This window comes from Pseudomonas sp. BF-R-01, assembly GCF_019946615.1.
In the GTDB taxonomy this organism is placed as follows: Bacteria; Pseudomonadota; Gammaproteobacteria; order Pseudomonadales; family Pseudomonadaceae; genus Aquipseudomonas; species Aquipseudomonas migulae.
Genome location: NZ_JAGYFX010000024.1, coordinates 43,917 through 70,532, shown reverse-complemented (window position 1 = coordinate 70,532; position 26,616 = coordinate 43,917). Strand labels below are relative to the sequence as shown.

The window sequence follows — 26,616 nt, the reverse complement described above, 5'->3', positions numbered from 1 at the left end:
GCTCGCGATGGCGGTGGGTCAATCACATTGATGGTGACTGATACACCGCCATCGCGAGCAGGCTCGCTCCCACAGGGAACTTCACCTGTCATCACATCGGCGGTGTGACGCCATCCTTGCCAGCCGAGATGGATTGAGCGGTCAGCGTTCCATCCGCACTCTGAGTCACAAACGTCACGATCTTCACACCCACCTTCAGCAAGCTGCGATCCCCCGGCACCAGGTTCACGATCGGCACATCCTCCGGCACCAGAATCTTCTGCTGTCCGCCCTTGTAGTTGACGGTCAACACCCGACCATTACTGACCACCAGATCACCGACGCTGCCGTTGGTCATGCTGCTGCCCTTGACCAGGTCGAAGGGTCGATGCCCATCGCCACTGCCGGCCAGCTCCGGCGGAAAAACGTGGACTTCCAGCGCTTTGAGCGAGCCATCTTCCTGCGCAATAGCCGCCGAGCCGATGTAGCTGCCCGGTTTGATGTCTTCGATATTGGCCAGGGTGACGGCGCGAATCCTGGTGTCCTTGGTCAGGTTGATGACCACGTTTTCGCCACTGTTGACGTGGACTTTCAACACGTCGGAGCTGACCCCGGTGATTTCGCCGCGTACGCCGATGCGCATGCCCGGTGCGTCCGCAGCCTGGGCGAGGCTTGCCATGAACAATCCGATCAAAGTGCCGCGAATCAGGTAACGGAACATCGCGTTCATGAAAGTGCCTTCCGGTGATGGGTCGTAAGAGAGAACATAAGCACGCTATCGAACAAGATGTAAGTGAATGTATCATCGGATCTTGAAATTCAGGCGCAGGTTCCAGCGCCACTCATTCCGCAAAGGAATGATTGCTATCACTCCAATCCCTCTTCCGCCGACTCGGCCTGCCACTTAGCCTTCACGCATTCCTTTCTGTTCAGCGAGACACGTTATGAACTCAGCGACTCAGGTGCCCCACGGTGCCGCGACAATGACCAAAGGCATGGTGCTGCTGTTTGCCTTCTGCTGCGGCGCCATCGTTGCCAACATTTACTACGCGCAACCGATCATCGGCCTGATCGCGCCCGACATCGGCCTGACCAGCACCATGGCCAGCCTGATCGTTTCGCTGACCCAGATTGGCTACGCGCTGGGCCTGTTCTTCCTGGTGCCGCTGGGTGACCTGCTGGAAAACCGCCGACTGATGATCATCACCACCGTGGTGGCGATTGCCAGTCTGTTGGGCGCCGCGTTCACCGATCAGCCGAATGTGTTTCTGCTGATCTCGTTGCTGGTGGGTTTCAGCTCGGTGTCGGTACAGATCCTGATTCCACTGGCCGCGCACCTGGCACCGGAGGAATCTCGCGGTCGAGTGGTCGGCGGGATCATGGGCGGTTTGCTGCTGGGGATCCTGCTGGCGCGACCGGTGTCCAGCGTCGTGGCTGACCACTTCGGCTGGCGGGCGATGTTTGTGATTGCGGCGGTGTTGATGGCGGCCATCAGTATCGTGCTGGCCATGACCATTCCCAAGCGCCAGCCTGATCACAGCGCCTCCTACGGTCAGTTGCTCGGTTCGCTGTGGACGCTGCTGCGCCAGCAACCGGTATTGCGCCAGCGCGCGTTTTATCAGGGCTGCATGTTCGCCACGTTCAGCCTGTTCTGGACCGCCGTGCCGCTGGAATTGGCGCGTAATCATGGCTTGTCGCAAACCCAGATCGCGATTTTCGCCCTGGTCGGCGCCATCGGTGCCATCGCTGCGCCCATCGCCGGTCGACTCGCCGATGCTGGCCACACCCGCATCGCTTCGCTGTTGGCGCTGCTGTTCGCCAGCCTGAGCTTCCTGCCAGCATTCATCCATCCGGCCTACAGCGTCATCGGCCTCGCCGTCACCGGCGTGGTGCTCGACTTCTGTGTACAGATGAACATGGTCCTCGGCCAACGGGCGGTCTACGCCCTCGACGCCAAAAGCCGCAGTCGCCTGAACGCGTTGTACATGACCAGCATCTTCATCGGCGGCGCGTTTGGCTCCTCGGTAGCCAGTGCGGTGTACGAGCATGGCGGCTGGTTGTGGATCGTGATTGTGGGTAGCGCGTTTCCACTGCTGGCGTTGTTGCGGTTTTTGGGTGTTTCACAGGAGCGTTCACTGGCGACGGCATAGACATCCAAAAGCTTCGCGGGCAAGTCTCCCCGAGAATGAATGCTTTCGCTCTGCGTCAGCAATCACCCCGAGGTATTCCCGGTTTACACTCAGCGTCCGGAGCCTGAAGCGATGCGGGATGTGGTTCGCGGTTGACCGGTTCAAATGCCGCCTGACCTGCGGCATGTTTTGTTCAAGGAGTGTGCAATGACCCGACGTACTTTTCTCATCACCGGCGCCAGCAAAGGCATTGGCCGCGCGGTGGCCGAACACCTGGACCGCGCCGGACACCGGGTGGTCGGCATTGCCCGCACGCCTGACCTGAGTTTTCCCGGCATCCTGTTTCCGCTGGATTTGAGCGACAGGGCACTCACTCAGGAAGTGCTGGCGGACCTGGCCGGGACTTACGAGTTCGATGGGCTGGTCAACAACGTCGGCCTGGTACGCCCGCAAGTGTTGGGAGAAATCGACCTCGATACGTTCGATGACGTAATGCGGGTCAACCTGCATTCAGCGTTGCAGGCCACCCAGGCGCTGCTGCCGAACATGCGCGCCAAGGGTTGGGGTCGGGTGGTGAACATTTCCAGCCTGACGGTGCTCGGGATTACCCAGCGCACGGCGTATGCCGCGGCAAAAGCGGCGTTGATCAGCTTCACCCGCTCCTGGGCGCTGGAACTGGCGCAAACCGGCGTGACGGTGAACGCCGTGGCACCCGGACCGACGGAAACGGAGCTATTTCGCGCCAACAACCCGCCGGGAAGCGAGGGCGAGGCGCGTTATCTGGCCGGTGTGCCGATGGGGCGTCTGGGACAACCGCAAGAAATTGCCGCCGCGATTGCATTTTTGCTGTCCGAACAGAGTGGATTCATCACCGGCCAGACGCTGTTTGTAGACGGTGGTTCTTCAATAGGCAAAGCGGCGTTCTGACCCACAACACAGATCCCTGTAGGAGCGGTCCGGCTGCTTGAAGAACAAACCGTCACCGTCAGCGGCAGGATTCGTGTCAGCGCCGCGCAAGGTCTGCGTGAAGCGGTGCTGGCCCATCAAGGGCTGACCATGGCGTCGGCATGGATGTTTGCACCGGAGCTGGCCAGCGGAGTGGTCAGGAGCTGTGGGCGGTGTTTCCAACCGGGCGGATGGCCAGCGCCAAGGCTCGGGCGTTTGTGGAGTATGTGCAGGGGTTGTTGGTAAAAAGGGTCTGAGAGCACCTGTTTCGTTTATTGCGATTTTCGATTATTTCGAATAGCCTGCCAGCTTCGCTTACTCAGAAGGCTGGAACCATCATGTCACCCACCCTCCATCCGACGATAAACCTCCCGCTGGAGCGCGAAGTGCAGGCTGCTATTGAAGGTCAGCGCGCATTGGCGGCCTACCTTGCCACTCAATTCGAAACACAGCGCATCCAGATTTTCGACGAACAGAATGAGGCTCACAGCGTCGAATTACCCACTTCGGCTCTTCGTTTGCTAGTCGATATCCTGGAAGCGCTCGCTGCGGGCAATGCTGTCAAAGTAGTCCCGGTTCACGCTGAACTGACGACGCAGGAAGCGGCTGATCTGCTTAACGTCTCACGCCCGCACCTGATCAAACTGCTCGAATCCGGCGACTTGTCCTACCACAAAACCGGCAAGCACCGACGTGTGCGCTTTGCCGATTTGATGGACTATAAAAACCGGCGCGATACCGCCAGCGAGCAAGCAATGATGCTGCTCGCCGAGCAGGCACAAGCGTTAAGGACAGGATACGAGTGAGGCACTCCTCTTTTACCGCTGTATATGACGCATGTGTGCTGTACCCCGCGCCCCTGAGAGATTTTTTGATGTGGCTTGCACTCTCCGGACGTTTTAGAGCGAAATGGACAATGGAGATACACAACGAATGGAAACGCAATTTGCTCAAAAACCGTCCGGATCTGACCACAGGACAACTGAACCGCACGTCCGAACTGATGGATCAGGCATTACCCGACGCTTGCGTGTCCGGTTACGAAGAGCTTATTGAAGGATTGACGCTACCCGACGTCGATGATCGACACGTCCTGGCTGTTGCCATTCACTGTAATGCCAGCGTCATCGTCACCTTCAACCAGAAAGATTTCCCCTGCACCGCCCTGAGCCCCTTCGGTATTGAGGCTCAGCATCCTGACGAGTTCGTCGATAACCTTTTTGATCTCGATCCGGCGGCAGTAATCGAGGCGGCACAACGGCAGCGCAAGCAGCTGAAGCTGCCGCCAATGGATGTCAGTAGTTACCTTGAACTTCTGCTGCGTCAGGGCCTGGTTCAATCGAGCAAGGCATTGACCGAGTACCGCGCCATTCTCTGAACGTCCTTCACAGACTCCAGACAGCAAAACGGCGATCCGTAGATCGCCGTTTCCATTTACTGCCCGAATTGCCGTCCCAACCCACCCGGCACGCCATGGATGTCCGTGTCTTCCCATGGCCCGTTCGGGCTGATCGAGCGGCTCCAGCCGTTGTTCCAGCGGTAGTACGTGCGCTGGCGGTAGAAGGTGTTGGTCTGGTCATCGAGCACATATACGCCGAGCTTTTGATCCCAATGGCTGTTACCGCCCGGTGGCGGTGCGAAGCTGGCCGAGGTGCGTGGCATCGGTTTGGCGGGCTTGGCCGGAATACTTGGCTTGCCTGGCGTCGGTGTCGTTGACGGCGTCGGGCGGGGCTGCGACGGCGGGATCGGTGGCAGCGACGTCGGCTCTGGGCGCTGGACCGCACACGCGCTTAACCCCAAAACCAGACTGAGCAGGGTAATACGAGCAATGGCGGTCATGGCGGTGGTTCCTGTTATTTGTCTGGGCTGTCGATGGTCAGTTTTTGCGCCGCGGTGGTGCTGCTGGCCAGAGGCTGGCTGCGACCGATCCATTCGCCGGCAGTCGGTTGGCCGGCCCGTGAGATTCGCGCAACCAGTTGGACTTCAGGAAAGTTCGACAGTTTCAACTGCGGCATCATTGCGTCGGCATCGCCCAGTTCCACGGTCGCCGGCAAGTCAGCCACGGTCAGGCGTTTGGCGGCCAATGGTGCTGGGGGCCCCGAGGTGGCGCGGGCGAAAATGAACACGCTGTCACCCGGCTGAACCTTGGCCTTGAGCTCTGGCGCCAGATCGACGCTGACCTTGAGCAGCGCCGCAACCTTGGGCGCAGGTGCCTGGGCAACCTTGCCGCCGCTGGCTTCGAGTTTCTCGGTAGCCCGGGCAATACCGCCTTGCAGTGCAGCGCGGGAGCCGTCTTCCGGTGGCAGTTGCACCAACAGGCGATTCCAGTAATCGATGGCGTCCTGATAATGCGCGCTTTCAAACGCGGCGATACCGAGCAGGCCAAGGCTGGTGACTTCCTTCGGATCGGCTTTCAGCGCTTCGTCGGTGAGGGCCTGAACCTTGTCCGACCACTTCTTGCCATCGGCGAAGTACTGGGCTTGCGCCCATTGGCCGAGCAGTTCCGGCTGACGACCGGCCAGGTTCACCGTGCGCTCGAAGATCTTCGCCGCGTCGGCGGGACGATCCTGCGCCATGTAAGTACGACCCAGGAAGTACAGGCCTTCGGCCGAATCCGGTTGAGCGGCGACGGCGCGTTCCAGACGGCGGGTCATCTCTTCCATCGACTGCGGTGCCTGGGAGAATTCGCGGGTCAGTTCGACCTTGTCGCTGGCGCCGAAATGCAGGTAGAGCCCAAGCCCCAACACCGGCACCAGAATCGCCGCCAGCAATGGCAACGGTTTGCCCAGACGTGCCGCGCGCGGTGCATCGGCGCCTTCGGTGTCGGCGAGCAACTCACGAGCAGCTTCGGCGCGACCGGTTTCCAGTTGCGCAGCGTTGAGCACGCCCTCTTCCTGCTCGGTTTGCAACTCAGCCACGCGCTCTTGATACAGCGCGACGTTCAGGGCAGTACGATCCTCTTCCAGCTGGGCGCGGCGGCCACGCAGAACGGGAATCAGCAGAAAACTCAGGGCAACCAGAAGCAGCAGACCTGCAGCGAGCCAGAAATCAATCATTCTTGGTTTTATCCAACAGTTGATCGAGGCGCTCGCGCTCCTCGGCAGAAAGCTCATCCTTGGCATCAGCGCGTTGGACGCGACGACGGCGGACGATCACGGCGATGATCACAAAACCGCCCAACAGCAGGCCGGCGGGGCCGAACCAGAGCAAGGCAGTCTTGGCGTTGAGTGCGGGTTTGTAGCGGACGAAATCACCGTAGCGATCGACCATGAAATCGATGATCTGCTGATTGTCCTTGCCCTCGCCCAGCATGCGGAAAATCTCTTTGCGCAGGTCGGCGGCGATCGGTGCGTTGGAATCGGCGATGTCCTGATTCTGGCACTTGGGGCAACGAAGCTCTTTGGTCAGCTCGCGAAAACGCTCGCGATCACCTTCTTTGGCGAACTCATAGGTGTCGATGGCCGCGTGCGCCACGCCGGCCATGCTCAAGCCCAATACAGCGGCAGCTATCCAGCGCTTCATGGCTTGGCCTCGTCCACCAGCGCCTGATACTTGGCCGCCAGTTTTTCGCGCCAGACCTGCTCGTCGATCACGCCGACAAATTTGTCGCGGATGATGCCCTTGGCGTCGATGAAGAAGGTTTCCGGAGCGCCGTATACGCCGAGGTTCAGGCCCAGCGTGCCTTCGTCGTCACGGATGTCCAGTTGATACGGGTTGTGGAACTCCACCAGCCACTTCAAGGCATCCGCATTGATGTCCTTGTAGTTGATGCCGTAGATCACCACACCCTTCTCGGCCAGTTTGTTCAACACCGGGTGCTCGACCCGGCAGGAAATGCACCAGGTGCCCCACACGTTGACCAGCGCCGGTTTACCGAGAATATCTGCCTTGGTCAGGGTCTTGTCGCCCTGCACCGCGGGCAGGGAAAACTCCGGGAACGGCTTGCCGATCATTGCCGAAGGCAGCTCGGCCGGGTCCAGATAGAGCCCGCGATAAAGGAAAACAGCCACCACCAGAAAAACCGCCAGCGGCAACAGCATCAACCAACGTCTCATGCAGTCGCTCCCGTCATGCCCAACGCTTCACGCACGCGGCTTTTCACCTTGACCCGATAACGACGATCCAGCGCCGCCAGCAGCCCGCCCAAACCGGTCAGCAGACCGCCGAACCAGATCCAGCGCACGAACGGTTTGACGTGCACGCGCACGGCCCAGGCGCCATCACCCAGCGGTTCGCCGAGTGCGACATAGAGGTCGCGGGTGAACCCGGCGTCGATCCCGGCTTCAGTCATCACCGAGTTCTGCACGGTGTACAGGCGTTTTTCCGGGTGCAACACACTGATTTCCTTGCCGTCGCGGATCACCCGTACGGTGCCTTTGTCGGAGGTGAAGTTCGGGCCTTCGAAGTGCTTGGCGCCTTCGAACACGAACTGATAACCGCCAAGATCCATGGACTCACCTGGCGCCAGGCGCAGGTCACGTTCGGCGCTGTTCTGGCTCGACAGCACGACACCGAGCGCGCACACGGCGATACCCAAATGCGCAAGCTGCATGCCCCAATAGCTGCGAGTCAGGGTCGGCAGGCCTTTGATCAGGCCTTTGTGGCGGGTCTTGTCGAAGATGTCGCGGATACCGGCCAGCAACACCCAGGCGGCCAGCATGAACGTCGCGATCACGGCCCAGTTGAAATCGCCATAAGCGACGCCAGCCACCACGGCCAGCGCGGCGCTGCCGAGCAACACCGGGGTCAACATGCTCATCAGCCATTTGACCGGAGTGTCTTTCCAGCGCACCAGCATGCCAACCGCCATCACCACCATCAGCAACGCCATCAACGGAATGAACAGCGCGTTGAAATACGGCGGGCCGACCGACAGCTTGGCGCCGGTCATTGCATCGAGAATCAGCGGGTACAAGGTGCCCAGCAGGATCATCGACGCCGCTACCACCAGCACCAGGTTGTTGCCCAGCAGCAAGGTTTCGCGAGACCAGAGGTTGAAGCCGACATGGCTCTTCACCACCGGCGCACGCAGGGCAAACAGCGTCAGCGAGCCGCCGACCACGAACAGCAGGAAAATCAGGATGAACACGCCGCGCTCCGGATCGGAGGCAAAGGCGTGAACCGAGGTCAGCACGCCGGAACGCACCAGGAACGTACCCAGCAAGCTCAACGAGAACGCAGCGATGGCCAGCAACACGGTCCAGCTCTTGAACACGCCACGTTTTTCCGTGACCGCCAACGAGTGGATCAACGCAGTGCCCACCAGCCAAGGCATGAAGGAGGCGTTTTCCACCGGGTCCCAGAACCACCAGCCGCCCCAGCCGAGTTCGTAGTAAGCCCACCACGAACCGAGGGTGATGCCGATACCGAGGAAGGCCCAGGCGACGATGGTCCATGGACGCGACCAACGCGCCCACGCCGCATCGAGACGACCGCCGAGCAATGCCGCGATGGCGAACGCGAAGGCCACGGAGAAACCGACGTAGCCCATGTACAGCATCGGCGGGTGAACGATCAGGCCGATGTCTTGCAGCAGCGGGTTGAGGTCACGACCGTCCGCCGGAATCTGCGGCAGGATCCGTGCAAACGGGTTGGAGGTAAGGATCAGGAACAGCAGGAAACCGGTGCTGATCATGCCCATCACCGCCAGCACCCGCGCCAGCATGACTTGCGGCAACTGCCGGGAGAACACCGACACGGCGAAGGTCCAGCCGCCGAGGATCAACGCCCACAACAGCAACGAACCTTCGTGCGCGCCCCACACCGCACTGAACTTGTAGTACCACGGCAAGGCGCTGTTGGAGTTGCTGGCGACGTAGGCGACGGAGAAGTCGTCGGCCATGAACGCATAGGTCAGGCAACCGAAAGCGAACAGCAGAAACGCGAACTGCCCCCAGGCGGCCGGCTGGGCCAGGCTCATCCACAAACGATCACCGCGCCAGGCACCGAGCAACGGCACCACGGCCTGAACCAGCGCGAAACACAGCGCCAGAATCATGGCCAGGTGGCCGAGTTCAGGAATAAAGATTCCAGATGTCATCGATCAACCCTCCTTCGCGGGCGTTGGAGCAGATTGACCACTGTCTTTCAAAGCCTTGGTCACTTCCGGCGGCATGTACTTCTCATCGTGCTTGGCCAGCACTTCGTCAGCCACCACCACGCCATCGGCGTTCAATTTGCCCAGCGCAACGATGCCCTGCCCTTCGCGGAACAGGTCCGGGAGGATGCCGCGGTAACTGATGGTCACGGACTTGTTGAAGTCGGTAACGATGAATTTCACGTCCAGCGAATCGCCGGAGCGTTGCAGCGACCCCTTCTCGACCATGCCGCCCGCACGGATACGCGTGTCTTGCGGCGCTTCGCCGTTGGCGATTTGCGTCGGGGTGTAAAACAGATTGATGTTCTGCTGCAGGGCGCTCAGGGCCAGACCGACGGCAGCGCCGACACCGACCAGGATCGCGAGAATGATGATAAGACGCTTTTTGCGCAGCGGATTCACTTGCCGTTCTCCCGGCGCAGACGACGCGCCTCTTGTTGCAGATACCGCTTGCGGGCCAGGATCGGCGCCGCCACGTTGAGGGCCAGCACTGCCAGGCTGATGCCGTAGGCTGACCAGACATACAGGCCGTGATGGCCCATGGCGAGGAAGTCGCCGAATGAAGCAAAAGTCATCGAGCGGCCTCCAGGCTGTTCTGCACTTCGGCTTTCACCCAACTGGCGCGGGCCTCGCGCTTGAGCACTTCAAGGCGCATGCGCAGCAGCAAGACCGCGCCGAAGAAACAGTAGAAACCCAGCACCGTCAGCAGCAATGGCAGCCACATTTCGACCGGCATCGCCGGTTTTTCTGTGAGGGTGAAGGTCGCGCCCTGGTGCAGGGTGTTCCACCACTCCACCGAGTATTTGATGATCGGGATGTTGATCACGCCGACAATCGCCAGCACCGCGCAGGCCTTGGCCGCGCTGTCACGATTGCTGATGGCGTTGCCCAGCGCAATGAGACCGAAGTACAGAAACAGCAGAATCAGCATGGACGTAAGTCGTGCATCCCAGACCCACCACGAACCCCAGGTCGGTTTGCCCCAGATCGCGCCGGTGACCAGCGCCACGGCGGTCATCCAGGCACCGATGGGCGCCGCGCATTGCAGGGCGACGTCGGCCAGTTTCATTTTCCACACCAGCCCGACGATGCCGCACACCGCCAGCATCACGTAGACCGACTGCGCCAGCATGGCGGCGGGAACGTGGATATAGATGATGCGAAAGCTGTTGCCTTGCTGGTAGTCCGGCGGCGCGAAGGCCAGGCCCCAAACGACACCAATGCTGATCAGCAGCAACGCTCCGATGCTCAGCCACGGCAGCAGTTTGCCGCTGATGCCATAAAACCATTTGGGTGAGCCGAGCTTATGAAACCAGGTCCAGTTCATTACTGTTTCCATCACGGTTGCTGCTCGTTATCACAAGCAGCCTAGGGTCTTTACTGGTTAAAATTTAACCAGACCTCATTATTCGCCGACGCTGATCTTCAGGCCAGCAGCTATTGCAAAAGGTGTCAGGGTTATCGCCAGGGCGGTCAGGCTACCAAGCCACAGGAGATAACCGATCGCCGGCATGCCCTGCAATGCCGCCTGCAAGGCGCCACTGCCGAGAATCAACACCGGGATGTACAACGGCAGAATCAGCAGGGCCAGCAACAAGCCGCCCCGCTTCAAGCCTACCGTCAGGGCCGCGCCCACCGCACCGAGCAGGCTCAGCACCGGTGTACCCAGCAACAGGGAAAGCAGCAACACGGGCAGACAGGCGGTGGGTAAACCGAGCATCAACGCCAGCAGTGGAGCGAGCAAAACCAGTGCCAGACCAGAGAAGGCCCAGTGTGCCAGTACCTTGGCCAAAACCAGAAGAGGCAGGGGGTGCGGCGAAAGGACCCACTGCTCAAGGGAACCGTCTTCGAAATCACTGCGGAAAAGCCCGTCCAGCGAGAGCAAAACCGATAAAAGGGCTGCCACCCAGACCAGTCCCGGAGACAAGGTTTGCAACAATTGAGACTCGGGACCGACCGCCAACGGGAACAGCGAAACCACGATCGCGAAGAACACCAACGGATTGGCCAATTCCGCCGGACGGCGGAACAACAAGCGAGCCTCACGGGCGACCAACAGGCCGAAAACACTCATACGGCCCAATTCCCCAGATCAATGTCGCGATAGCCGGTCGGCATTCGACTCAGCGTGTGGTGCGTGGTCAGTACCACCATGCCGCCACGCTCACAGTGCGCGGCCAGGTGTTCTTCGAGTTGCGCCACGCCTTGCTTGTCGAGCGCAGTGAACGGCTCGTCGAGGATCCACAGCGGCGGGCTGTCCAGATACAACCGTGCCAGGGCCACGCGGCGTTGCTGACCGGCGGACAGGGTGTGGCACGGAACATCTTCGAAACCGCGCAGTCCGACAGCAGCAAGCGCTGCCCAAATGGCTTCATGGGAGGCCGGTTGATGCAGCGCGCAGAGCCAGCTGAGGTTTTCTTCGGGGGTCAGCAGATCCTTGATGCCCGCGGCATGACCGATCCACAGCAGATTGCGCGCCAGTTCGCTGCGTTGTTCGTTCAGCGGCTGGCCATTGAGCAGCACTTGACCGGCGGTCGGTTGCATCAGGCCCGAAAGCAAACGCAAAAGGCTGGTTTTGCCACTGCCGTTGGGGCCGCTGATTTGCAACATTTCGCCACTGGCCAGTCTCAATTCGAGATTTTCGAAGAGCAGTCGAAGGTCTCGCTCACAAGCAAGGGCAACGGTTTGCAGGACAGGACTGGTCAAGAGATCACGGGCCTTTACGGTTCAAGTCGGCGGCGGAACGGCCGCTAAAGAGATGCAGCATAGATGCATTGGCGGCCTGTTCTAGAGAGCTGCGTCAAACAAATGCAATGTTTTCGCCACTCTGTGAAAGACGGGCGGCATTATACATGCCATGCCCCACTCTAAAGAGGGCAATTTCCTCAGGTTGTGACCGCGTATGACAGGCGAAATGAACATCCTCCCGCTACCACCGACCACGCCCGCGACGTCGCGCCCGCAGGTGGTGAGTGGCGAACTGCTCAAGCTGCTGACGCCGATGGAGGGCCTGATTACCGTCGGGCAGACCGCCAAAGCCGAAGTGCTGTCGCTGAAGCAGGCGGATCAGTCCTTTCAACTGCTGCTCAAGGTCACCCTTGAAAACGGCCGTCAGACCACGGTTCAGGCCACCAGCAGCCAACCGTTGCCACAGGGCACGAACCTGGCAATTACCCAGCCATCGGCCGGCAACCTCGCCGTGACGGTGCAACAAGCCATTGCCTCCAGCGTCGCCACCCTCACCCGCATCGACACCACACAACTGCCGGTGGGCACCCTGCTGCAAGGCAAAGTGCTGACCTCCCAGGTGCTGCCGCAAGTGCCGGGCCAGCCGACGGTGTTTCGCTCAATGGTAAGTCTGCTCAACACGGCGTTGAGCGGCAGCACCCTGAACATCGACAGCCCGACGCCGCTGCGCATCGGTACCTTGCTGAGCGCGCTGGTGCAAGACACCCAGACCCTGAAATTCGTCCCGTTGAGCAGCCGCCAGGAACAACTGGCAGTCACCCAGCAACTGGTCAGCCAACAGAGCCGCCAGGGCTCGCTGGACGGATTACTGAAACTGCTGCAAAACCTGCCAGCCTCGAATCAGACGTCCAGCGACCTGCGTGTCGCCGTGGACAAGTTGCTCGCCGGCCTGCCGGACGTGCAGCAACTCAGCACGCCAAAAGGCCTGGCCCAGGCGCTGGCCAATAGCGGGCTGTTCCTTGAAGCGAAACTGCTCGCCGGGACGAATCCGACGCTGGCACCGGATATGAAAGGTGATTTGCTGAAGTTGATCGCGCAACTGACACCGGGGTTGCCGGCCAACACCAATCTCAATGCGATCATCGCTGCCAACACGCTGGCCCAGACCATGCCTAGCTTTGTGCGTAGCGCCTTGGGCATGCTCGGCCAGGTCAGCGCCAAACCGCAGCCGACCAGCTTTCCTTTGCCGGAGCGCTTCCTGCAGAGCGCGGACGGCGAAGGTGATCTGGAGCACTTGCTGCGTCTGGCGGCAGCGGCGGTTTCACGCCTGCAAAGCCATCAGCTGTCGAGCCTGGAGCAAACCGGCGTCACAGACGACGGTCGGCTGATGAGCACCTGGCAGCTGGAAATCCCGATGCGCAATATGCAGGACATCGTGCCGTTGCAGGTCAAGTTCCAGCGCGAGGAAGCACCGGAGAAAGAACACCCCAATGAACGCCGTGACGAACGCGAGCCCAAGCAACAACTGTGGCGCGTCGAGTTGGCGTTCGACATGGAGCCGTTGGGGCCGTTGCAGATTCAGGCGCAGTTGATCAACGGCAGCCTGTCCAGCCAGCTGTGGGCCGAGCGGCCGTACACCGCGAGTCTGATCGAGAGCAATCTTGTCGGGCTGCGCGAACGCTTGCTGGCATCTGGCCTGAATGTCGGCGATCTCGATTGCCACCTTGGCACACCGCCGCAAGGTCCTCAAACCCGTCTGGAACAACGCTGGGTCGACGAAACCGCATGAGAAATCCCGATACTCCACGCCAGGCCATCGCCCTCAAGTACGACGGCACCCACGCCCCTACCCTCACGGCCAAGGGCGACGAGGAACTGGCGGAAGAAATCCTCAAGATTGCCCGCGATTATGAAGTACCGATCTACGAAAACGCCGAGCTGGTGAAATTGCTCGCGAGGATGGAGCTTGGGGACAGCATTCCGGAGGAGTTGTATCGCACGATCGCCGAGATCATTGCGTTTGCCTGGAATCTGAAAGGCAAGTTTCCGGCGGGGCATGACCCGAATGCGCCGATGATCGAGAAGGACATCACCGATCGCGGGGATGATTACTGAGGTTTCGAAGACGCCATCGCCAGCAAGCCGGCTCCTACAATTTTTTGTGGTGTAGCACGAACCTGTGAACACCACTGACCTGTAGGAGCCGGCTTGCTGGCGAGGTGCCCCTGAGGCTTGCACCGCCCTTTCGGACGCCATCGCTCGCAAGCCAGCTCCTACAGTTTCTTGTGGTGTAGCACGAACCTGTGAACACCACTGACCTGTAGGAGCCGGCTTGCTGGCGAGACGGTCCTGAGGCTTGCACCACCCTTTCGGACGCCATCGCTGGCAAGCCAGCTCCTACAAGTGCGCTGTCGTGTGAAAAATCCGGGAACACACCAAATTCTGTAGGAGCCGGCTTGCCGGCGAAGCGGCCTTGAGTCTTGCAGCGCCCTTTGGCCACCATCGCCAGCAAGCCGGCTCCTACAAAAGCTATGTCAGTTCTTGTGCAGCTTGCTCATCAACTCCGCCTCAGCCTGGGTCAAGCCGCAGGACTGAGTCAGTTCATCGACGCTCGCGCCCATTCCGACCAGGCGCGCTGCCTGGGCAAACGACAGGCTCGACGGGTCGCGCTGTTCAAGCTGAGCCAGCTTGTCCGGCAACGGCCCGACCACCGCGCGCAGCTCGTGCAGGTCTTCACCCATGCGCACGCTGCCGTTCTGGTAGTTGTCAACGCGTTTGCCCAGGTCCTTGATGCGCTGATCGCGCAGCGCATCGCCCTCGGCCTGTTGCGCAGCGATCCGCCGCTGAGCGCGAATGTACGCCAGAAACATTGCCAGCGTGCCTGCCCAGAAGAGGAACAGGACAATGACCGCAACCTCAAGAATCAATCAGATACTCTCCAGTTCCGACCATTCTTCTTCGCTCATCATCTTGTCCAGCTCGACCAGGATCAGCAATTCGTTGTTCTTGTTGCACACGCCTTGAATGAACTTGGCGGACTCTTCGTTACCCACGTTCGGCGCGGTTTCGATTTCCGACTGACGCAGGTAAACCACTTCAGCCACGCTGTCGACCATGATCCCGACCACTTGCTTGTCGGCTTCGATGATAACGATCCGGGTGTTGTCGCTGATCTCGGCATTCATCAGGCCGAAGCGCTGACGAGTGTCGATTACGGTCACCACATTGCCGCGCAGGTTGATGATGCCCAGCACGTAGCTCGGGGCACCCGGGACCGGGGCGATTTCGGTGTAGCGCAGGACTTCCTGAACGCGCATCACGTTGATGCCGTAGGTTTCATTGTCCAGCTTGAAGGTTACCCATTGCAGGATCGGATCTTCGGAACCTTTTGCAGACGACGCCTTATCATTCATACCCTGACCCCTCGAAAAACCGCCCTAGCGGTGTGTGTTCAGTGCGATGGCAAGTCACTTGCCCCGCGTGTTTTTTATGTCGGTTTGTGGGACGGCTTGCCGCCGCCCATGTGCTTCGCCCCACCGCTGGCGATCAGCTCGGCCAGTTCGGAAACGTCGAGCAACGCACACATGTGTTCAATCACCGTGCCCGCCAGCCATGGTCGTTGACCCCGGTGGGTGCGCCATTTGATTTCGTTCGGGTCCAGGCGCAACGAGCGGCTGACCTGATGCACGGCCAGCCCCCACTCGTAGCCCTGAACCGAAATAACGTATTGCAGGCCCTGACGGAAGTCATCGCGATAGCGGTCGGGCATGACCCAACGGGCGGTATCGAGCACTTTCAGGTTGCCGGCCTGGCTCGGCAGGATTCCGAGGAACCATTCCGGCTGACCGAACAGCGGTGTCAGTTCCTGACCGGCCAGGGAATAAATCGAGCCCAGGCACACCAGCGGCACCGCCAGGGTCAACCCGGCGACATCGAACAACAGGCATTCGAACGGCTCGGCGGCCCACGCAGGACGGCCGTTGGTTTCCACTGGCGGCGGCGTGTTGCTCGGCGGCAGATGGACTTCGACGATCGGCGGCACGAGCGCTTGCAGCTGCGGTGCTGTCGGCGGTACCAGCTCTTGCAGCAGCGGAGCGGTCGGCGGTACCAGCGCTTGCAGCAGCGGAGCGATGGTCGATACCGGCGCCAGAGCCGGCGCTTCCATCAGCGCCACCGGGGTTTTCACCACAGGTGCGGTGACCGGCGCGGCAACGGCTGGCGGTTTCTCGGCCGGCTTCTGCGCATCGCGCGCCTGCTCTTCAAGCACCGCGGCCTGGAATTCGTCCAGCGCCGCTTCAACCTCGACCACCTCGGGAATCGCTTCGATTTCCGGCGGCAACTCTTCGGTCGCGTCCATCAACAAGCTGTCCAGATAGGACTGGAGCGCAAGTTGCGGACGGGAAGTGATTTTTACCGGGCGATTCATCTCACGCCACCTGCGCAACGGATTGCTGCGTCAGCAAGTGCTTGAGCAGTGCGCGATAGGCCAGCACGCCGCGGCTCTTGCCGTCGAATTGCGAAGGCGTCACGCCGGCACGGCTGGCGTCGCGCAAACGCGTATCGACCGGGATGTAGCCTTGCCAGATTTCTTCCGGGTACTTGTCGCGCAACACCCGCAAGGTCCCGAGCGACGCCTGCGTGCGCCGGTCGAACAGGGTCGGCACGATGTTGAATGCCAATGGCTGCTTGCGCGAACGGTTGATCATCGCCAGCGTATTGACCATGCGCTCCAGGCCTTTGACTGCCAGGTGCTCGGTCTGCACCGGAATCACCAATTGCTGACTGGCCGCCAAGGCATTGACCATCAGCACGCCGAGCAACGGCGGGCTGTCGATCACCGCGTAATCGAAGTCCTGCCACAATTGCGCCAGGCTCTTGGCAATCACCAGGCCCAAACCACTCTGCCCCGGCGACTGGCGCTCAAGCGTCGCCAGCGCAGTGCTCGACGGCAACAGGGAAATACTCGCGTGACTGGTGGGCAACAGCAACTGACCGGGCAAGCCTTGCGGCACGCTGCCCCGGTGCAGGAACAGGTCGTAGCTGCTGTGTTCCAGGCTGTCGGGGTCGTAACCGAAGTAGCTGGTCATCGAGCCGTGGGGATCGAGATCGACCACGACCACGCGCTTGCCCGCCTCAGCCAGCAACCCGGCTAAAGCGATAGAGGAAGTGGTTTTACCAACACCACCCTTTTGATTGGCAACGGCCCAGACTCTCATTCGGATTGTTCCTCCCGGTCGATTCGACCGGGAAATAGCTCAACGTGTTAATGCGGGTGACGGAGAATTGACGGCGCTCTCTCGTCCCGGCGACTTGACTGGTGCAGGTGCAGTTTGTGTGCCAGCACGCTTCAACGCGGCATCCGGTTGCGCATGAGCGGTTCCGGTGCCTGTGAGGCTGCGACGGACATCAAGATTTCGCGACACCACCAACACCACACGACGGTTGCGCGCACGGCCTTCGGCGGTCGCGTTGTTGGCCACCGGCTGGAATTCGCCGTAACCCACCGATGCCAACCGACCAGGATTTACCCCCTGCATCGCCAGCATCCGCACGATGCTCGCCGAACGGGCCGAGGACAGCTCCCAGTTGGTCGGGTATTGCGCGGTGCGGATCGGTTGATCGTCGGTGAAACCTTCGACGTGAATCGGGTTGTCGAACGGCCTCAGGATCACTGCGACCTTATCGATGATGTTGAATGCCATGTCGCTGGGCATGGCGTCGCCGCTGCCGAACAACAGGCTGGAATTGAGTTCGATCTCGACCCACAACTCGTTGCCGCGAACGGTCATCTGGTTGGAGCTGATCAAGTCGCCGAACGCGGCGCTGATGTCATCGGCAATGCTTTTCAGCGGATCGCTGGCACCGGCGATGCCGGCGTCGACCTGTTCGCTGTCCTTGACCAGCGGCTTGGCCGGGGTCACGGTTTTCGGACGCTCTTCACCGATAGGGATCGGCTGGAGCGAACGATCCGAATCGGTGAACACGCCGATCAACGCTTGCGAGATGATCTTGTACTTGCCTTCGTTGATCGAAGAGATCGAGTACATCACCACGAAAAAGGCGAACAGCAACGTAATGAAGTCGGCATAGGAAACGAGCCAGCGTTCATGGTTTACATGTTCTTCAGGTTGTCGACGGCGTGCCATAGTCCATGTCTCCCATCAATCCATGAAGCCCTGAAGCTTCAACTCAATAGAGCGAGGGTTTTCACCTTCGGCGATCGACAGGATGCCTTCCAGCAACATTTCGCGATAACGCGACTGACGCATTGCAACGGATTTGAGTTTGGCGGCAATCGGCAACAGCACCAGGTTGGCACTGGCGACGCCGTAGATCGTGGCGACGAAGGCCACGGCGATGCCGCTGCCCAGTTGCGACGGATCGGCCAGGTTGCCCATGACGTGGATCAGGCCCATCACCGCACCGATGATGCCGATGGTCGGCGCGTAGCCGCCCATGCTTTCGAAGACTTTGGCGGCTTCGATGTCGCGGCTTTCCTGTGTGTAGAAATCCACTTCCAGAATGCTGCGAATCGCTTCCGGCTCAGCGCCGTCCACCAACAGTTGCAGGCCTTTGCGCGAGTAGGCGTCGGGTTCGGCGTCGGCGATACCTTCCAGACCGAGCAGACCTTCCTTGCGGGCGGTCAGGCTCCAGTTCACCACGCGGTCAACACCGCCGGCCAGGTCCACGCGCGGCGGGAACAGGATCCAGCCAACAATCTGCATGGCGCGCTTGAACGCGCTCATCGGCGATTGCAGCAGCGCCGCGCCGACGGTCCCGCCGAGCACGATCAACGCTGCCGGACCGTTGGCCAGCGCGCCGAGATGGCCGCCTTCAAGGAAGTTGCCACCGATGATGGCGACGAACGCCATGATGATCCCGATAAGGCTGAGTACGTCCATCAGATGCACGCCTCGACCAGGTGCTTGCCAATGTCATCGAGACCGTACACCGCATCGGCGAGTTCGGCTTTGACGATGGCCATCGGCATGCCGTAGATCACGCAGCTGGCTTCATCCTGAGCCCAGATCGAGCTGCCGCCCTGCTTGAGCAGGCGCGCGCCTTCACGACCGTCGGCGCCCATGCCGGTCAGTACCACCGCCAGAACTTTGTCACCGTAGGACTTGGCAGCCGAACCGAACGTGATGTCCACGCACGGCTTGTAGTTCAGACGCTCGTCGCCCGGCAGGATTTTCACCGCGCCACGGCCGTCGATCATCATTTGCTTGCCACCCGGCGCCAGCAGCGCCAGGCCCGGACGCAGGATGTCGCCATCCTCGGCTTCCTTGACGCTGATGCGGCAGAGCTTGTCCAGACGCTCGGCGAACGCCTTGGTGAAGGCGGCCGGCATGTGCTGGATCAACACGATCGGGGCCGGGAAATTGGCCGGCAACTGGGTCAGAACCCGTTGCAGGGCAACCGGGCCGCCCGTGGACGTACCGATGGCAACCAGTTTGTAGGCTTTGCGTTTCGGCGCTGGCGACGACGGGCTGGCTGCGAATGTGCGAGCCGGGATCGGTGCCGGTGCCGGACGAGCAGGTGCGCTGCTGCCATAACTGCCGATGCTGGAAGGCGCAGGTGTCGGCGCGGGGGCTGCGACCGGTGCCGGCGCGCTGTAGGCGCTGACACGACGGTTACTGCGCGAGATGCTGAGAATCTTCTCGCACAGCAGTTGCTTGACCTTCTCGGGATTGCGCGAGATGTCTTCGAAATTCTTCGGCAGGAAATCCACCGCGCCGGCATCCAGCGCGTCCAGGGTGACCCGGGCGCCTTCGTGCGTCAGCGAGGAGAACATCAACACCGGGGTCGGGCAGCGCTGCATGATGTGCCGCACTGCCGTGATGCCATCCATCATCGGCATCTCGTAGTCCATGGTGATCACGTCCGGCTTGAGGGCCAGGGCCTGATCGATCGCCTCTTTTCCGTTGGTCGCCGTACCGACGACCTGGATATTCGAATCCGCTGAAAGAATTTCCGAGACGCGGCGGCGGAAAAACCCCGAATCGTCCACCACCAGGACTTTGACTACCATAAACACTCCGTTAGGCGGGGGCGAGGCTTCGTCGCCCCGCTCCCCCAGAATCAAATACGCCGTGCGGCGTAACGCTTGAGCATGCTCGGAACATCGAGAATCAGCGCAATGCGACCGTCACCGGTGATGGTGGCGCCCGACATGCCCGGGGTTCCCTGGAGCATTTTGCCCAATGGCTTGATGACCACTTCTTCCTGGCCGACCAGTTGATCGACAACGAAGCCGATCCGCTGGGTGCCCACCGAAAGGATCACCACATGGCCTTCGCGCTGCTCTTCGTGAGCGGCGGAGCTGACCAGCCAGCGCTTGAGGTAGAACAGTGGCAGCGCCTTGTCCCGCACGATCACCACTTCCTGGCCGTCCACCACGTTGGTGGTCGACAGGTCGAGGTGGAAGATCTCGTTGACGTTCACCAGCGGGAACGCGAACGCCTGGTTGCCGAGCATGACCATCAGCGTCGGCATGATCGCCAGGGTCAACGGGACCTTGATGACGATCTTCGAGCCCTTGCCCTTGGTCGAGTAGATATTGATGGTGCCGTTGAGCTGGGCGATCTTGGTTTTCACCACGTCCATGCCCACGCCACGACCCGACACGTCGGAGATCTCGGTCTTGGTCGAGAAACCCGGTGCGAAGATCAGGTTGAAGCAGTCGGACTCGCTGAGGCGGTCCGCCGCATCCTTGTCCATCAAACCTTTCTTCACCGCGATGCCGCGCAACACGTCGGCGTCCATGCCCTTGCCGTCATCGGAGATGGACAGCAGGATGTGGTCGCCTTCCTGTTCAGCGGACAAAATCACTTTGCCGCTGCGCGGTTTGCCCATCGCTTCGCGATCGGCCGGCTCTTCGATACCGTGGTCGACCGAGTTGCGCACCAAGTGGACCAGCGGGTCGGCCAGGGCCTCGACAAGGTTTTTGTCGAGGTCGGTTTCTTCGCCGACCAGCTCCAGGTTGATCTCTTTCTTGAGCTGGCGAGCCAGGTCGCGAACCAGACGCGGGAAGCGCCCGAAGACTTTCTTGATCGGTTGCATCCGGGTCTTCATGACCGCGGTTTGCAAGTCGGCCGTGACCACGTCGAGGTTCGACACGGCTTTGGACATGGCTTCATCGGCGCTGTTGGCACCCAGGCGAACCAGGCGGTTACGCACCAGTACCAACTCGCCGACCATGTTCATGATTTCGTCGAGACGCGCGGTGTCGACCCGCACGGTGGTCTCGGCTTCGCTGGCCGGTTTTTCCGCAGGCGGCGCGGCCGCTGCACGGGCAGGTGCCGGTGCAGCAGCGGCGGCGGCAGGTTTCGGTGCAGCGGCGGCAGCAGGCTTCGCTGCTTCGGCTTTTGGTTCGGGCGCCTTGGCGACAGGTGCCGAGGCCTTGGCGACGGGCGTTGCTACCGAAGAGGCGGCGGAACCGGTGCCGACTTCAGTGAACTTGCCTTTGCCATGCAATTCGTCGAGCAGCGATTCGAACTCGTGATCCGAGATCAGATCGCCGCCAGCCGCTGCTGCGGTTGGCGCAGCCGGGGTCGGTACCGAGGCAATGGCCGATTCCAGCGCGTCGACGGCAAAGTTGCCCTTGCCGTGCAGCTGATCGAGCAGTGCTTCGAACTCGTCGTCGGTAATGTCGGAACTGTCACCTGGCGCTTTCGGCGCAGCCGGTGCGGCAGGCGCAGCGGGTGTTGCCACCGCGTCGACGGCGAACTGGCCTTTGCCGTGCAACTGATCGAGCAACGACTCGAACTCGGCATCGGTGATTTCATCGCTGGTCGCGGCATCGCCGGCCGGCAGCGGAGCAGCGGCCGGGGCCTCAGCCTGAGCCTTGACGGCGTTCAGCGAGTCCAGCAGTTGTTCGAATTCGTTATCGGTGATGTCGCCTGATTCGGCTTCGGCAGCCGGCTCTTCCACCACTTCAGCCACAGGTGCGGCTTGATCGGCGGTTTGCGGCTCGGCCAGACGGGCCAGGGCTGCAAGCAATTCAGGCGTGGCAGCCGTTATCGGGCCACGCTCGCGGACTTCGCTGAACATGCCGTTCACCGCGTCCAGCGCTTCGAGAACCACGTCCATCAATTCCGAATCGACGCGACGTTCACCCTTGCGCAGGATGTCAAACACGTTCTCGGCGATGTGACAGCACTCCACCAGCTCGTTGAGCTGGAGGAAGCCGGCGCCCCCTTTTACAGTGTGAAAACCGCGAAAAATTGCATTGAGCAAGTCCGCATCATCCGGTCGGCTTTCAAGCTCGACCAGCTGTTCGGACAGTTGCTCTAGAATCTCGCCGGCCTCAACCAGGAAATCCTGAAGGATCTCTTCATCGGCGCCGAAGCTCATTAAGGGGGTGCTCCTAAAGGTCTAAAAACCTAAAAAACCTAAAATGCTAAAAAATCTAAAATCCTAGGCTGGATAACAAATCGTCCACATCGTCCTGACCGGACACAACGTCTTCTCTTTTATCGGCATGAATCTGCGGACCTTCACCCTGAGAGAGATGTTTTTGCGGATCTTTTTCTGCAAGCATCGCTTCACGGTCATGTTCGATGCCCGCAAAGCGGTCCACCTGACTGGCCATAAGCACGAGCTTGAGCAGGTTGCTTTCAACTTCGGTGACCAATTGGGTCACACGCTTGATCACCTGACCGGTGAGGTCCTGGTAATCCTGAGCGAGCAGAATGTCGTTGAGGTTGCTCGACACCGCACGGTTGTCCGCGCTGCTGCGTGCCAGGAAACCATCGACACGCCGTGCCAGTTCACGAAACTCCTCAGCCCCGACTTCGCGACGCATGAACCGCCCCCAGTCCGTGCTCAGCGCCTGAGCTTCATCGCTCAGGCTGTTGACCAGCGGCGTGGAGTTTTCGACCAGATCCATGGTGCGGTTGGCTGCGGCCTCTGTCAGCTTGACAACGTAACCCAGACGCTCGGTGGCATCTGTGATCTGGGACACTTCCTCGGCTTGCGGCATGTGCGGGTCAATCTGAAAATTGACGATCGCACTGTGCAGCTCGCGGGTGAGCTTGCCCACTTCCTGATACAGGCCGCGGTCACGGGTCTGGTTGAGCTCATGGATCAGTTGCACAGCGTCGCCGAACTTGCCTTTCTCAAGGCTTTCGACCAGTTCGACCGCGTGTTTTTTCAGGGTCGATTCAAAATCGCCCTGTGAAGATTCGTTTTGGTCCATAGCTTCCCCGTGGCGCAGTTTCTCAACCGATGCGTTCGAAAATCTTCTCGATTTTTTCTTTCAACGCCTGGGCCGTGAAGGGTTTGACCACATAGCCGTTTACGCCGGCCTGGGCCGCTTCGATGATCTGCTCGCGCTTGGCTTCAGCGGTCACCATCAGCACTGGCAGGTGCTTGAGCTTTTCATCGGCGCGCACGTGGCGCAGCAGATCGATACCGGTCATGCCAGGCATGTTCCAGTCCGTTACCAGAAAGTCGATGCTTCCGCTGTTGAGAACCGGAATGGCAGTAATGCCATCGTCAGCCTCGACCGTGTTGGTGAACCCAAGGTCACGCAACAGGTTTTTTATGATCCGCCGCATCGTTGAGAAGTCATCAACGATGAGGATTTTCATGTTCTTGTCCAATTCGACCTCCAAGCAGTCTTAAACGCGCCCAGCACCTGGACGCGCCATTTCAATCAATCCGGCAAAGCACTCAATGACTGTCTGGAGCACAACAGATCGAGACCGGCGCAGTTCAACACCACACCAGCCAAGTTCGCAGTGTCCCCACACTGCCTTCAGCGCGCTCGCCACTCCCCCAAACGCCCCCGCAAACGGGCCGCGCACTGGCTGTGTAACTGGCTGACCCGAGATTCGCTGACCCCCAGGACCTCACCGATTTCCTTGAGATTCAACTCTTCGTCGTAGTACAGCGCCAACACCAGTCGCTCACGCTCCGGCAAATTGGCAATCGCGTCCGCCAGCGCTGCCTGGAAGCGTTCATCTTCCAGATCGCGCGACGGCTCGAGATGAGCACTCGCGCCATCCTCATGCAGCCCTTCGTGTTCGCCGTCCTGCAACAGGTCGTCGAAACTGAACAAGCGGCTGCCCAGGGTGTCGTTCAAAATCCCGTAGTAATCGTCGAGACTCAATTGGAGTTCGGCCGCAACTTCGTGATCTTTAGCGTCACGGCCGGTTTTAGCTTCAATCGAGCGAATTGCGTCGCTGACCATGCGGGTATTGCGGTGGACCGAACGTGGTGCCCAGTCCCCTTTGCGCACTTCATCAAGCATGGCGCCGCGGATCCGGATGCCCGCGTACGTCTCGAAACTCGCGCCTTTGCTGGCGTCATATTTGGTGGATACTTCAAGCAGGCCGATCATCCCGGCCTGGATCAGGTCTTCGACCTGGACACTGGCTGGCAGTCGCGCCAGCAGGTGGTAAGCAATGCGTTTGACCAGTGGCGCGTAACGCTCGATCAGCTCGTACTGCGCGTCACGCGCCGACTTCTTGTAGAGGTTGTAACCGCTGGCTGTCATAGCACGGGTCCTGCCGTTTGTTGCACGAGGCGCTCGACGAAAAACTCCAGGTGCCCGCGCGGGTTGGCAGGCAGCGGCCAGGTATCGACCTTTTGTGCGATGGCCTTGAAAGCCAGGGAGCACTTGGAACGAGGGAAGGCTTCATAGACCGCGCGCTGCTTCTGCACAGCCTTGCGCACGCTTTCGTCGTACGGCACCGCACCGACGTATTGTAAGGCGACGTCGAGGAAGCGGTCCGTGACCTTGGTCAACTTGGCGAACAGGTTGCGGCCTTCCTGCGGGCTCTGGGCCATGTTGGCCAGGACGCGGAAGCGGTTCATGCCGTAGTCGCGGTTGAGCAATTTGATCAGGGCGTAGGCATCCGTGATCGAAGTCGGCTCGTCGCAGACCACCAGCAAGACTTCTTGCGCGGCGCGAACAAAACTGACTACCGAGTCACCAATACCCGCAGCGGTGTCGATCACGAGCACGTCGAGGTTGTCGCCGATATCGCTGAACGCCTGGATCAGGCCAGCATGCTGGGCCGGACTCAGATGAACCATGCTTTGTGTGCCGGACGCGGCCGGGACGATGCGGATGCCGCCTGGCCCCTGCAACAATACGTCGCGCAGCTCACAGCGGCCTTCGATGACGTCGGCCAGGGTACGTTTGGGTGTCAGTCCCAACAGGACGTCGACATTCGCCAGCCCCAGATCGGCGTCCAGCAGCATGACGCGCCGGCCGAGCTCAGCTAGAGCCAGGGACAAGTTCACTGACACATTAGTCTTCCCGACGCCACCTTTGCCGCCGGTCACCGCGATCACCTGTACGGGATGCATGCTGCCCATGTTATTTCTTTACCTTGTCTTGCATAGACGGAGGCCACATTACTGGCTGCGCGTTCATCAACTGAACAATGCATGGCAGACCATCGATGTAGGTACAAAAACTGTTCATTAATACCTCAGCCAACCTGCTTGGTCGGGCTGTGATAAATATCAGCGAACATGTCAGCCATGGCTTCTTCGCTGGGTTCTTCCTGCATTTGCACGCTGACGGCGCGACTGACCAACTGATGACGACGCGGCAGATGCAGATCATCCGGAATACGCGGTCCATCAGTCAGGTAAGCCACCGGCAATTCATGACTGATCGCCAGGCTCAACACCTCGCCCAAGCTTGCCGTCTCATCCAGTTTAGTCAGGATGCAGCCAGCCAGCCCGCAGCGCTTGTAACTGTGATAAGCGGCGGTTAGAACCTGTTTTTGGCTGGTGGTTGCCAGAACCAGATAATTTTTTGATTTGATGCCACGACCGGCCAGGCTTTCGAGCTGCATGCGCAATGCCGGATCGCTGGCCTGAAGGCCCGCGGTATCGATCAGCACCACGCGCTTGCGCAGCAAAGGATCCAGCGCCTGCACCAGGGACTGGCCCGGATCGACGTGCGTCACCGACACATTGAGGATCCGGCCGAGGGTCTTGAGTTGTTCCTGGGCACCGATGCGGTAGCTGTCCATGCTCACCAGCGCGATGTTCTGCGCGCCGTACTTGAGCACGTAACGGGCCGCGAGCTTGGCCAGGGTGGTGGTCTTGCCCATGCCGGCAGGGCCGACCATGGCAATCACGCCGCCCTCTTCCAGTGGCTCGACTTCCGGTGTGGCGATCATCCGCGCCAGGTGCGCCAGCAACATGCGCCAGGCCTGACGAGGTTCATCAATGTCGGTAATCAGTTCCAGCAGATCGCGGGACAACGGACCGGACAAACCGATGCGTTGCAGGCGGCGCCAAAGGTTGGCCTGGGCCGGGCGGCTGCCTTGCAACTGATTCCAGGCCAGCGAACCGAGTTGTACTTCCATCAGTTCGCGCAGGCTGTTGAGTTCGAAACGCATCGAGTCGAAGGCACGCGGATCAACACCGGTCGCGGCAGGCGCAGGGGCCGGTGCCGGGCGACGAGGTTCAGCGTAGGTCGGCTCGATCAGCGGCTCGGCGGCAGTCAGCGGCAGGCCGGCGAACAACTGGCGATTGGTGGACTTGTCGCTCTCGCCATCGCTGCGCAGGCTCAGTTCGGCCTGGGCGGTGACGATCCGCGACTGGGTCTTGCGCAGCTCATCCTCGAGTTCCATGTTCGGAACACGCGGGGCCAGCGCCGACAGTTTGTAATCCAGAGCGGCCGTCAGCTCGACACCACCGGCGATCCGGCGGTTGCCAATGATGGCGGCATCAGCGCCCAGCTCATCACGAACCAGCTTCATGGCCTGACGCATATCGGCGGCGAAAAAACGCTTAACTTGCATAAAC

Annotated in this window: 30 protein-coding genes and 1 pseudogene; 7 read left to right on the top strand and 24 right to left on the bottom strand. The window is 60.5% G+C overall.

All coding sequences use genetic code 11. The annotated features are described in order from the left end of the window. Nucleotides 1–91 precede the first annotated feature (91 nt). The gene (locus KGB27_RS11975; RefSeq protein ID WP_223554589.1) at nucleotides 92–709 is read right to left on the bottom strand and encodes a hypothetical protein; all 618 of its coding nucleotides are present in this window, start codon (nucleotides 707–709) and stop codon (nucleotides 92–94) included. A 214-nt stretch (nucleotides 710–923) separates the two neighbouring features. On the opposite strand from KGB27_RS11975, the gene KGB27_RS11970 reads away from it, so the two are divergent. The 5 genes and pseudogenes from KGB27_RS11970 to KGB27_RS11950 all read left to right on the top strand — a co-directional run bounded on the left by KGB27_RS11970 (nucleotide 924) and on the right by KGB27_RS11950 (nucleotide 4,431). After that, nucleotides 924–2,129 carry an MFS transporter gene (locus tag KGB27_RS11970; protein ID WP_223554587.1) on the top strand — a complete coding sequence of 402 codons (1,206 nt, stop codon included), beginning with the start codon at nucleotides 924–926 and terminating at the stop codon, nucleotides 2,127–2,129. A gap of 186 nt (nucleotides 2,130–2,315) precedes the next feature. Further along, nucleotides 2,316–3,035 carry an SDR family oxidoreductase gene (locus KGB27_RS11965; RefSeq protein WP_008026798.1) on the top strand — a complete coding sequence of 240 codons (720 nt, stop codon included), beginning with the start codon at nucleotides 2,316–2,318 and terminating at the stop codon, nucleotides 3,033–3,035. A gap of 39 nt (nucleotides 3,036–3,074) precedes the next feature. Next, nucleotides 3,075–3,310, top strand: a pseudogene (locus tag KGB27_RS11960) (LysR family transcriptional regulator); the annotation flags it as partial. Between the two features lie 81 nt (nucleotides 3,311–3,391). Continuing rightward, nucleotides 3,392–3,859 carry a helix-turn-helix domain-containing protein gene (locus tag KGB27_RS11955; protein WP_008026802.1) on the top strand — a complete coding sequence of 156 codons (468 nt, stop codon included), beginning with the start codon at nucleotides 3,392–3,394 and terminating at the stop codon, nucleotides 3,857–3,859. Continuing rightward, a complete protein-coding gene (locus KGB27_RS11950) occupies nucleotides 3,856–4,431 on the top strand; it encodes a PIN domain-containing protein (protein ID WP_032832516.1) in 576 nt (191 codons plus the stop codon). Before KGB27_RS11955 ends, KGB27_RS11950 begins: the two co-directional genes overlap by 4 nt. A 56-nt stretch (nucleotides 4,432–4,487) precedes the next feature. Here KGB27_RS11950 and KGB27_RS11945 read toward each other — a convergent pair whose 3' ends face one another. The 10 genes from KGB27_RS11945 to ccmA all read right to left on the bottom strand — a co-directional run bounded on the left by KGB27_RS11945 (nucleotide 4,488) and on the right by ccmA (nucleotide 11,856). Then, nucleotides 4,488–4,892 carry a hypothetical protein gene (locus KGB27_RS11945; protein ID WP_008039842.1) on the bottom strand — a complete coding sequence of 135 codons (405 nt, stop codon included), beginning with the start codon at nucleotides 4,890–4,892 and terminating at the stop codon, nucleotides 4,488–4,490. Between the two features lie 14 nt (nucleotides 4,893–4,906). Then, on the bottom strand, nucleotides 4,907–6,109 hold the full coding sequence (gene ccmI / locus KGB27_RS11940) for a c-type cytochrome biogenesis protein CcmI (protein ID WP_008039841.1): 1,203 nt from the start codon (nucleotides 6,107–6,109) through the stop codon (nucleotides 4,907–4,909). Beyond that, complete coding sequence (locus KGB27_RS11935; RefSeq protein WP_008026812.1) at nucleotides 6,102–6,575, bottom strand: cytochrome c-type biogenesis protein; 474 nt, start codon at nucleotides 6,573–6,575, stop codon at nucleotides 6,102–6,104. The genes ccmI and KGB27_RS11935 overlap by 8 nt, the downstream gene beginning before the upstream one ends. Continuing rightward, nucleotides 6,572–7,108, bottom strand: a complete 537-nt coding sequence (locus KGB27_RS11930) for a DsbE family thiol:disulfide interchange protein (RefSeq protein WP_008039840.1) — start codon at nucleotides 7,106–7,108, stop codon at nucleotides 6,572–6,574. Before KGB27_RS11930 ends, KGB27_RS11935 begins: the two co-directional genes overlap by 4 nt. Further along, nucleotides 7,105–9,093: a heme lyase CcmF/NrfE family subunit gene (locus tag KGB27_RS11925; RefSeq protein WP_223480749.1), complete on the bottom strand. Its 1,989-nt coding sequence runs from the start codon at nucleotides 9,091–9,093 to the stop codon at nucleotides 7,105–7,107. Before KGB27_RS11925 ends, KGB27_RS11930 begins: the two co-directional genes overlap by 4 nt. A 3-nt stretch (nucleotides 9,094–9,096) precedes the next feature. Then, nucleotides 9,097–9,552 carry a cytochrome c maturation protein CcmE gene (ccmE, locus tag KGB27_RS11920; protein WP_008026817.1) on the bottom strand — a complete coding sequence of 152 codons (456 nt, stop codon included), beginning with the start codon at nucleotides 9,550–9,552 and terminating at the stop codon, nucleotides 9,097–9,099. Beyond that, nucleotides 9,549–9,725 carry a heme exporter protein CcmD gene (gene ccmD / locus KGB27_RS11915; protein WP_008026820.1) on the bottom strand — a complete coding sequence of 59 codons (177 nt, stop codon included), beginning with the start codon at nucleotides 9,723–9,725 and terminating at the stop codon, nucleotides 9,549–9,551. Before ccmD ends, ccmE begins: the two co-directional genes overlap by 4 nt. Next, entirely contained in the window at nucleotides 9,722–10,477 is a 756-nt protein-coding gene (locus KGB27_RS11910; protein WP_008026821.1) for a heme ABC transporter permease, read from the bottom strand. The genes ccmD and KGB27_RS11910 overlap by 4 nt, the downstream gene beginning before the upstream one ends. Before the next feature lie 78 nt (nucleotides 10,478–10,555). Next, nucleotides 10,556–11,224, bottom strand: coding sequence for a heme exporter protein CcmB (gene ccmB / locus KGB27_RS11905; RefSeq protein WP_008026823.1), 669 nt, complete (start codon nucleotides 11,222–11,224; stop codon nucleotides 10,556–10,558). Next, nucleotides 11,221–11,856: a cytochrome c biogenesis heme-transporting ATPase CcmA gene (gene ccmA, locus KGB27_RS11900; RefSeq protein WP_008026825.1), complete on the bottom strand. Its 636-nt coding sequence runs from the start codon at nucleotides 11,854–11,856 to the stop codon at nucleotides 11,221–11,223. Before ccmA ends, ccmB begins: the two co-directional genes overlap by 4 nt. A gap of 196 nt (nucleotides 11,857–12,052) precedes the next feature. On the opposite strand from ccmA, the gene KGB27_RS11895 reads away from it, so the two are divergent. After that, nucleotides 12,053–13,627: a flagellar hook-length control protein FliK gene (locus tag KGB27_RS11895; protein ID WP_223554584.1), complete on the top strand. Its 1,575-nt coding sequence runs from the start codon at nucleotides 12,053–12,055 to the stop codon at nucleotides 13,625–13,627. Next, entirely contained in the window at nucleotides 13,624–13,953 is a 330-nt protein-coding gene (locus KGB27_RS11890; protein ID WP_223554582.1) for an EscU/YscU/HrcU family type III secretion system export apparatus switch protein, read from the top strand. The genes KGB27_RS11895 and KGB27_RS11890 overlap by 4 nt, the downstream gene beginning before the upstream one ends. 419 nt (nucleotides 13,954–14,372) lie before the next feature. Here the strand turns inward: KGB27_RS11890 and KGB27_RS11885 are convergent, their stop codons facing one another. The 13 genes from KGB27_RS11885 to flhF form a co-directional block, all read right to left on the bottom strand. Further along, nucleotides 14,373–14,765 carry a DUF2802 domain-containing protein gene (locus KGB27_RS11885; RefSeq protein WP_207285365.1) on the bottom strand — a complete coding sequence of 131 codons (393 nt, stop codon included), beginning with the start codon at nucleotides 14,763–14,765 and terminating at the stop codon, nucleotides 14,373–14,375. Next, a complete protein-coding gene (locus KGB27_RS11880) occupies nucleotides 14,766–15,251 on the bottom strand; it encodes a chemotaxis protein CheW (protein ID WP_008024622.1) in 486 nt (161 codons plus the stop codon). 74 nt (nucleotides 15,252–15,325) lie between these two features. Next, the gene (locus KGB27_RS11875; RefSeq protein ID WP_223554580.1) at nucleotides 15,326–16,264 is read right to left on the bottom strand and encodes a CheW domain-containing protein; all 939 of its coding nucleotides are present in this window, start codon (nucleotides 16,262–16,264) and stop codon (nucleotides 15,326–15,328) included. Between the two features lies 1 nt (nucleotide 16,265). Continuing rightward, complete coding sequence (locus KGB27_RS11870) at nucleotides 16,266–17,054, bottom strand: ParA family protein (protein ID WP_008039835.1); 789 nt, start codon at nucleotides 17,052–17,054, stop codon at nucleotides 16,266–16,268. A gap of 39 nt (nucleotides 17,055–17,093) precedes the next feature. After that, nucleotides 17,094–17,984, bottom strand: coding sequence for a flagellar motor protein MotD (gene motD, locus KGB27_RS11865; RefSeq protein WP_008024618.1), 891 nt, complete (start codon nucleotides 17,982–17,984; stop codon nucleotides 17,094–17,096). A gap of 15 nt (nucleotides 17,985–17,999) precedes the next feature. Continuing rightward, nucleotides 18,000–18,740, bottom strand: a complete 741-nt coding sequence (locus tag KGB27_RS11860) for a flagellar motor protein (RefSeq protein ID WP_008039834.1) — start codon at nucleotides 18,738–18,740, stop codon at nucleotides 18,000–18,002. Further along, nucleotides 18,740–19,870 carry a chemotaxis response regulator protein-glutamate methylesterase gene (locus KGB27_RS11855; protein WP_008024614.1) on the bottom strand — a complete coding sequence of 377 codons (1,131 nt, stop codon included), beginning with the start codon at nucleotides 19,868–19,870 and terminating at the stop codon, nucleotides 18,740–18,742. The genes KGB27_RS11860 and KGB27_RS11855 overlap by 1 nt, the downstream gene beginning before the upstream one ends. Before the next feature lie 50 nt (nucleotides 19,871–19,920). Next, nucleotides 19,921–22,194, bottom strand: coding sequence for a chemotaxis protein CheA (locus tag KGB27_RS11850; protein WP_223554578.1), 2,274 nt, complete (start codon nucleotides 22,192–22,194; stop codon nucleotides 19,921–19,923). Nucleotides 22,195–22,249: 55 nt separating this feature from the next. Further along, the gene (locus tag KGB27_RS11845) at nucleotides 22,250–23,038 is read right to left on the bottom strand and encodes a protein phosphatase CheZ (RefSeq protein WP_008039817.1); all 789 of its coding nucleotides are present in this window, start codon (nucleotides 23,036–23,038) and stop codon (nucleotides 22,250–22,252) included. 22 nt (nucleotides 23,039–23,060) lie between these two features. After that, complete coding sequence (locus tag KGB27_RS11840; protein ID WP_008006721.1) at nucleotides 23,061–23,432, bottom strand: chemotaxis response regulator CheY; 372 nt, start codon at nucleotides 23,430–23,432, stop codon at nucleotides 23,061–23,063. A 167-nt stretch (nucleotides 23,433–23,599) separates the two neighbouring features. After that, entirely contained in the window at nucleotides 23,600–24,340 is a 741-nt protein-coding gene (fliA, locus tag KGB27_RS11835; protein WP_007894214.1) for an RNA polymerase sigma factor FliA, read from the bottom strand. Beyond that, nucleotides 24,337–25,167 (bottom strand): flagellar synthesis regulator FleN, encoded by an 831-nt coding sequence (gene fleN / locus KGB27_RS11830; RefSeq protein WP_008001746.1) that lies wholly within the window; start codon nucleotides 25,165–25,167, stop codon nucleotides 24,337–24,339. The genes fliA and fleN overlap by 4 nt, the downstream gene beginning before the upstream one ends. A 116-nt stretch (nucleotides 25,168–25,283) precedes the next feature. Then, nucleotides 25,284–26,612, bottom strand: coding sequence for a flagellar biosynthesis protein FlhF (gene flhF / locus KGB27_RS11825; RefSeq protein WP_008024604.1), 1,329 nt, complete (start codon nucleotides 26,610–26,612; stop codon nucleotides 25,284–25,286). Nucleotides 26,613–26,616: the final 4 nt, after the last annotated feature.

Coding starts and splice junctions, on each gene's coding strand:
- KGB27_RS11965 (WP_008026798.1), top strand. CDS start 2,316: ATGACCCGACGTACTTTTCTCATCACCGGCGCCAGCAAAGGCATTGGC.
- KGB27_RS11860 (WP_008039834.1), bottom strand. CDS start 18,740: ATGGACGTACTCAGCCTTATCGGGATCATCATGGCGTTCGTCGCCATC.
- ccmD (WP_008026820.1), bottom strand. CDS start 9,725: ATGACTTTTGCTTCATTCGGCGACTTCCTCGCCATGGGCCATCACGGC.
- KGB27_RS11855 (WP_008024614.1), bottom strand. CDS start 19,870: ATGGTAGTCAAAGTCCTGGTGGTGGACGATTCGGGGTTTTTCCGCCGC.
- KGB27_RS11880 (WP_008024622.1), bottom strand. CDS start 15,251: ATGAATGATAAGGCGTCGTCTGCAAAAGGTTCCGAAGATCCGATCCTG.
- KGB27_RS11840 (WP_008006721.1), bottom strand. CDS start 23,432: ATGAAAATCCTCATCGTTGATGACTTCTCAACGATGCGGCGGATCATA.
- KGB27_RS11970 (WP_223554587.1), top strand. CDS start 924: ATGAACTCAGCGACTCAGGTGCCCCACGGTGCCGCGACAATGACCAAA.
- KGB27_RS11850 (WP_223554578.1), bottom strand. CDS start 22,194: ATGAGCTTCGGCGCCGATGAAGAGATCCTTCAGGATTTCCTGGTTGAG.
- KGB27_RS11845 (WP_008039817.1), bottom strand. CDS start 23,038: ATGGACCAAAACGAATCTTCACAGGGCGATTTTGAATCGACCCTGAAA.
- KGB27_RS11930 (WP_008039840.1), bottom strand. CDS start 7,108: ATGAGACGTTGGTTGATGCTGTTGCCGCTGGCGGTTTTTCTGGTGGTG.
- KGB27_RS11910 (WP_008026821.1), bottom strand. CDS start 10,477: ATGAACTGGACCTGGTTTCATAAGCTCGGCTCACCCAAATGGTTTTAT.
- flhF (WP_008024604.1), bottom strand. CDS start 26,612: ATGCAAGTTAAGCGTTTTTTCGCCGCCGATATGCGTCAGGCCATGAAG.
- ccmI (WP_008039841.1), bottom strand. CDS start 6,109: ATGATTGATTTCTGGCTCGCTGCAGGTCTGCTGCTTCTGGTTGCCCTG.
- fleN (WP_008001746.1), bottom strand. CDS start 25,167: ATGGGCAGCATGCATCCCGTACAGGTGATCGCGGTGACCGGCGGCAAA.
- KGB27_RS11955 (WP_008026802.1), top strand. CDS start 3,392: ATGTCACCCACCCTCCATCCGACGATAAACCTCCCGCTGGAGCGCGAA.
- KGB27_RS11975 (WP_223554589.1), bottom strand. CDS start 709: ATGAACGCGATGTTCCGTTACCTGATTCGCGGCACTTTGATCGGATTG.
- KGB27_RS11870 (WP_008039835.1), bottom strand. CDS start 17,054: ATGAGAGTCTGGGCCGTTGCCAATCAAAAGGGTGGTGTTGGTAAAACC.
- ccmB (WP_008026823.1), bottom strand. CDS start 11,224: ATGAGTGTTTTCGGCCTGTTGGTCGCCCGTGAGGCTCGCTTGTTGTTC.
- KGB27_RS11895 (WP_223554584.1), top strand. CDS start 12,053: ATGACAGGCGAAATGAACATCCTCCCGCTACCACCGACCACGCCCGCG.
- KGB27_RS11875 (WP_223554580.1), bottom strand. CDS start 16,264: ATGAATCGCCCGGTAAAAATCACTTCCCGTCCGCAACTTGCGCTCCAG.
- KGB27_RS11945 (WP_008039842.1), bottom strand. CDS start 4,892: ATGACCGCCATTGCTCGTATTACCCTGCTCAGTCTGGTTTTGGGGTTA.
- KGB27_RS11890 (WP_223554582.1), top strand. CDS start 13,624: ATGAGAAATCCCGATACTCCACGCCAGGCCATCGCCCTCAAGTACGAC.
- KGB27_RS11935 (WP_008026812.1), bottom strand. CDS start 6,575: ATGAAGCGCTGGATAGCTGCCGCTGTATTGGGCTTGAGCATGGCCGGC.
- motD (WP_008024618.1), bottom strand. CDS start 17,984: ATGGCACGCCGTCGACAACCTGAAGAACATGTAAACCATGAACGCTGG.
- KGB27_RS11925 (WP_223480749.1), bottom strand. CDS start 9,093: ATGACATCTGGAATCTTTATTCCTGAACTCGGCCACCTGGCCATGATT.
- fliA (WP_007894214.1), bottom strand. CDS start 24,340: ATGACAGCCAGCGGTTACAACCTCTACAAGAAGTCGGCGCGTGACGCG.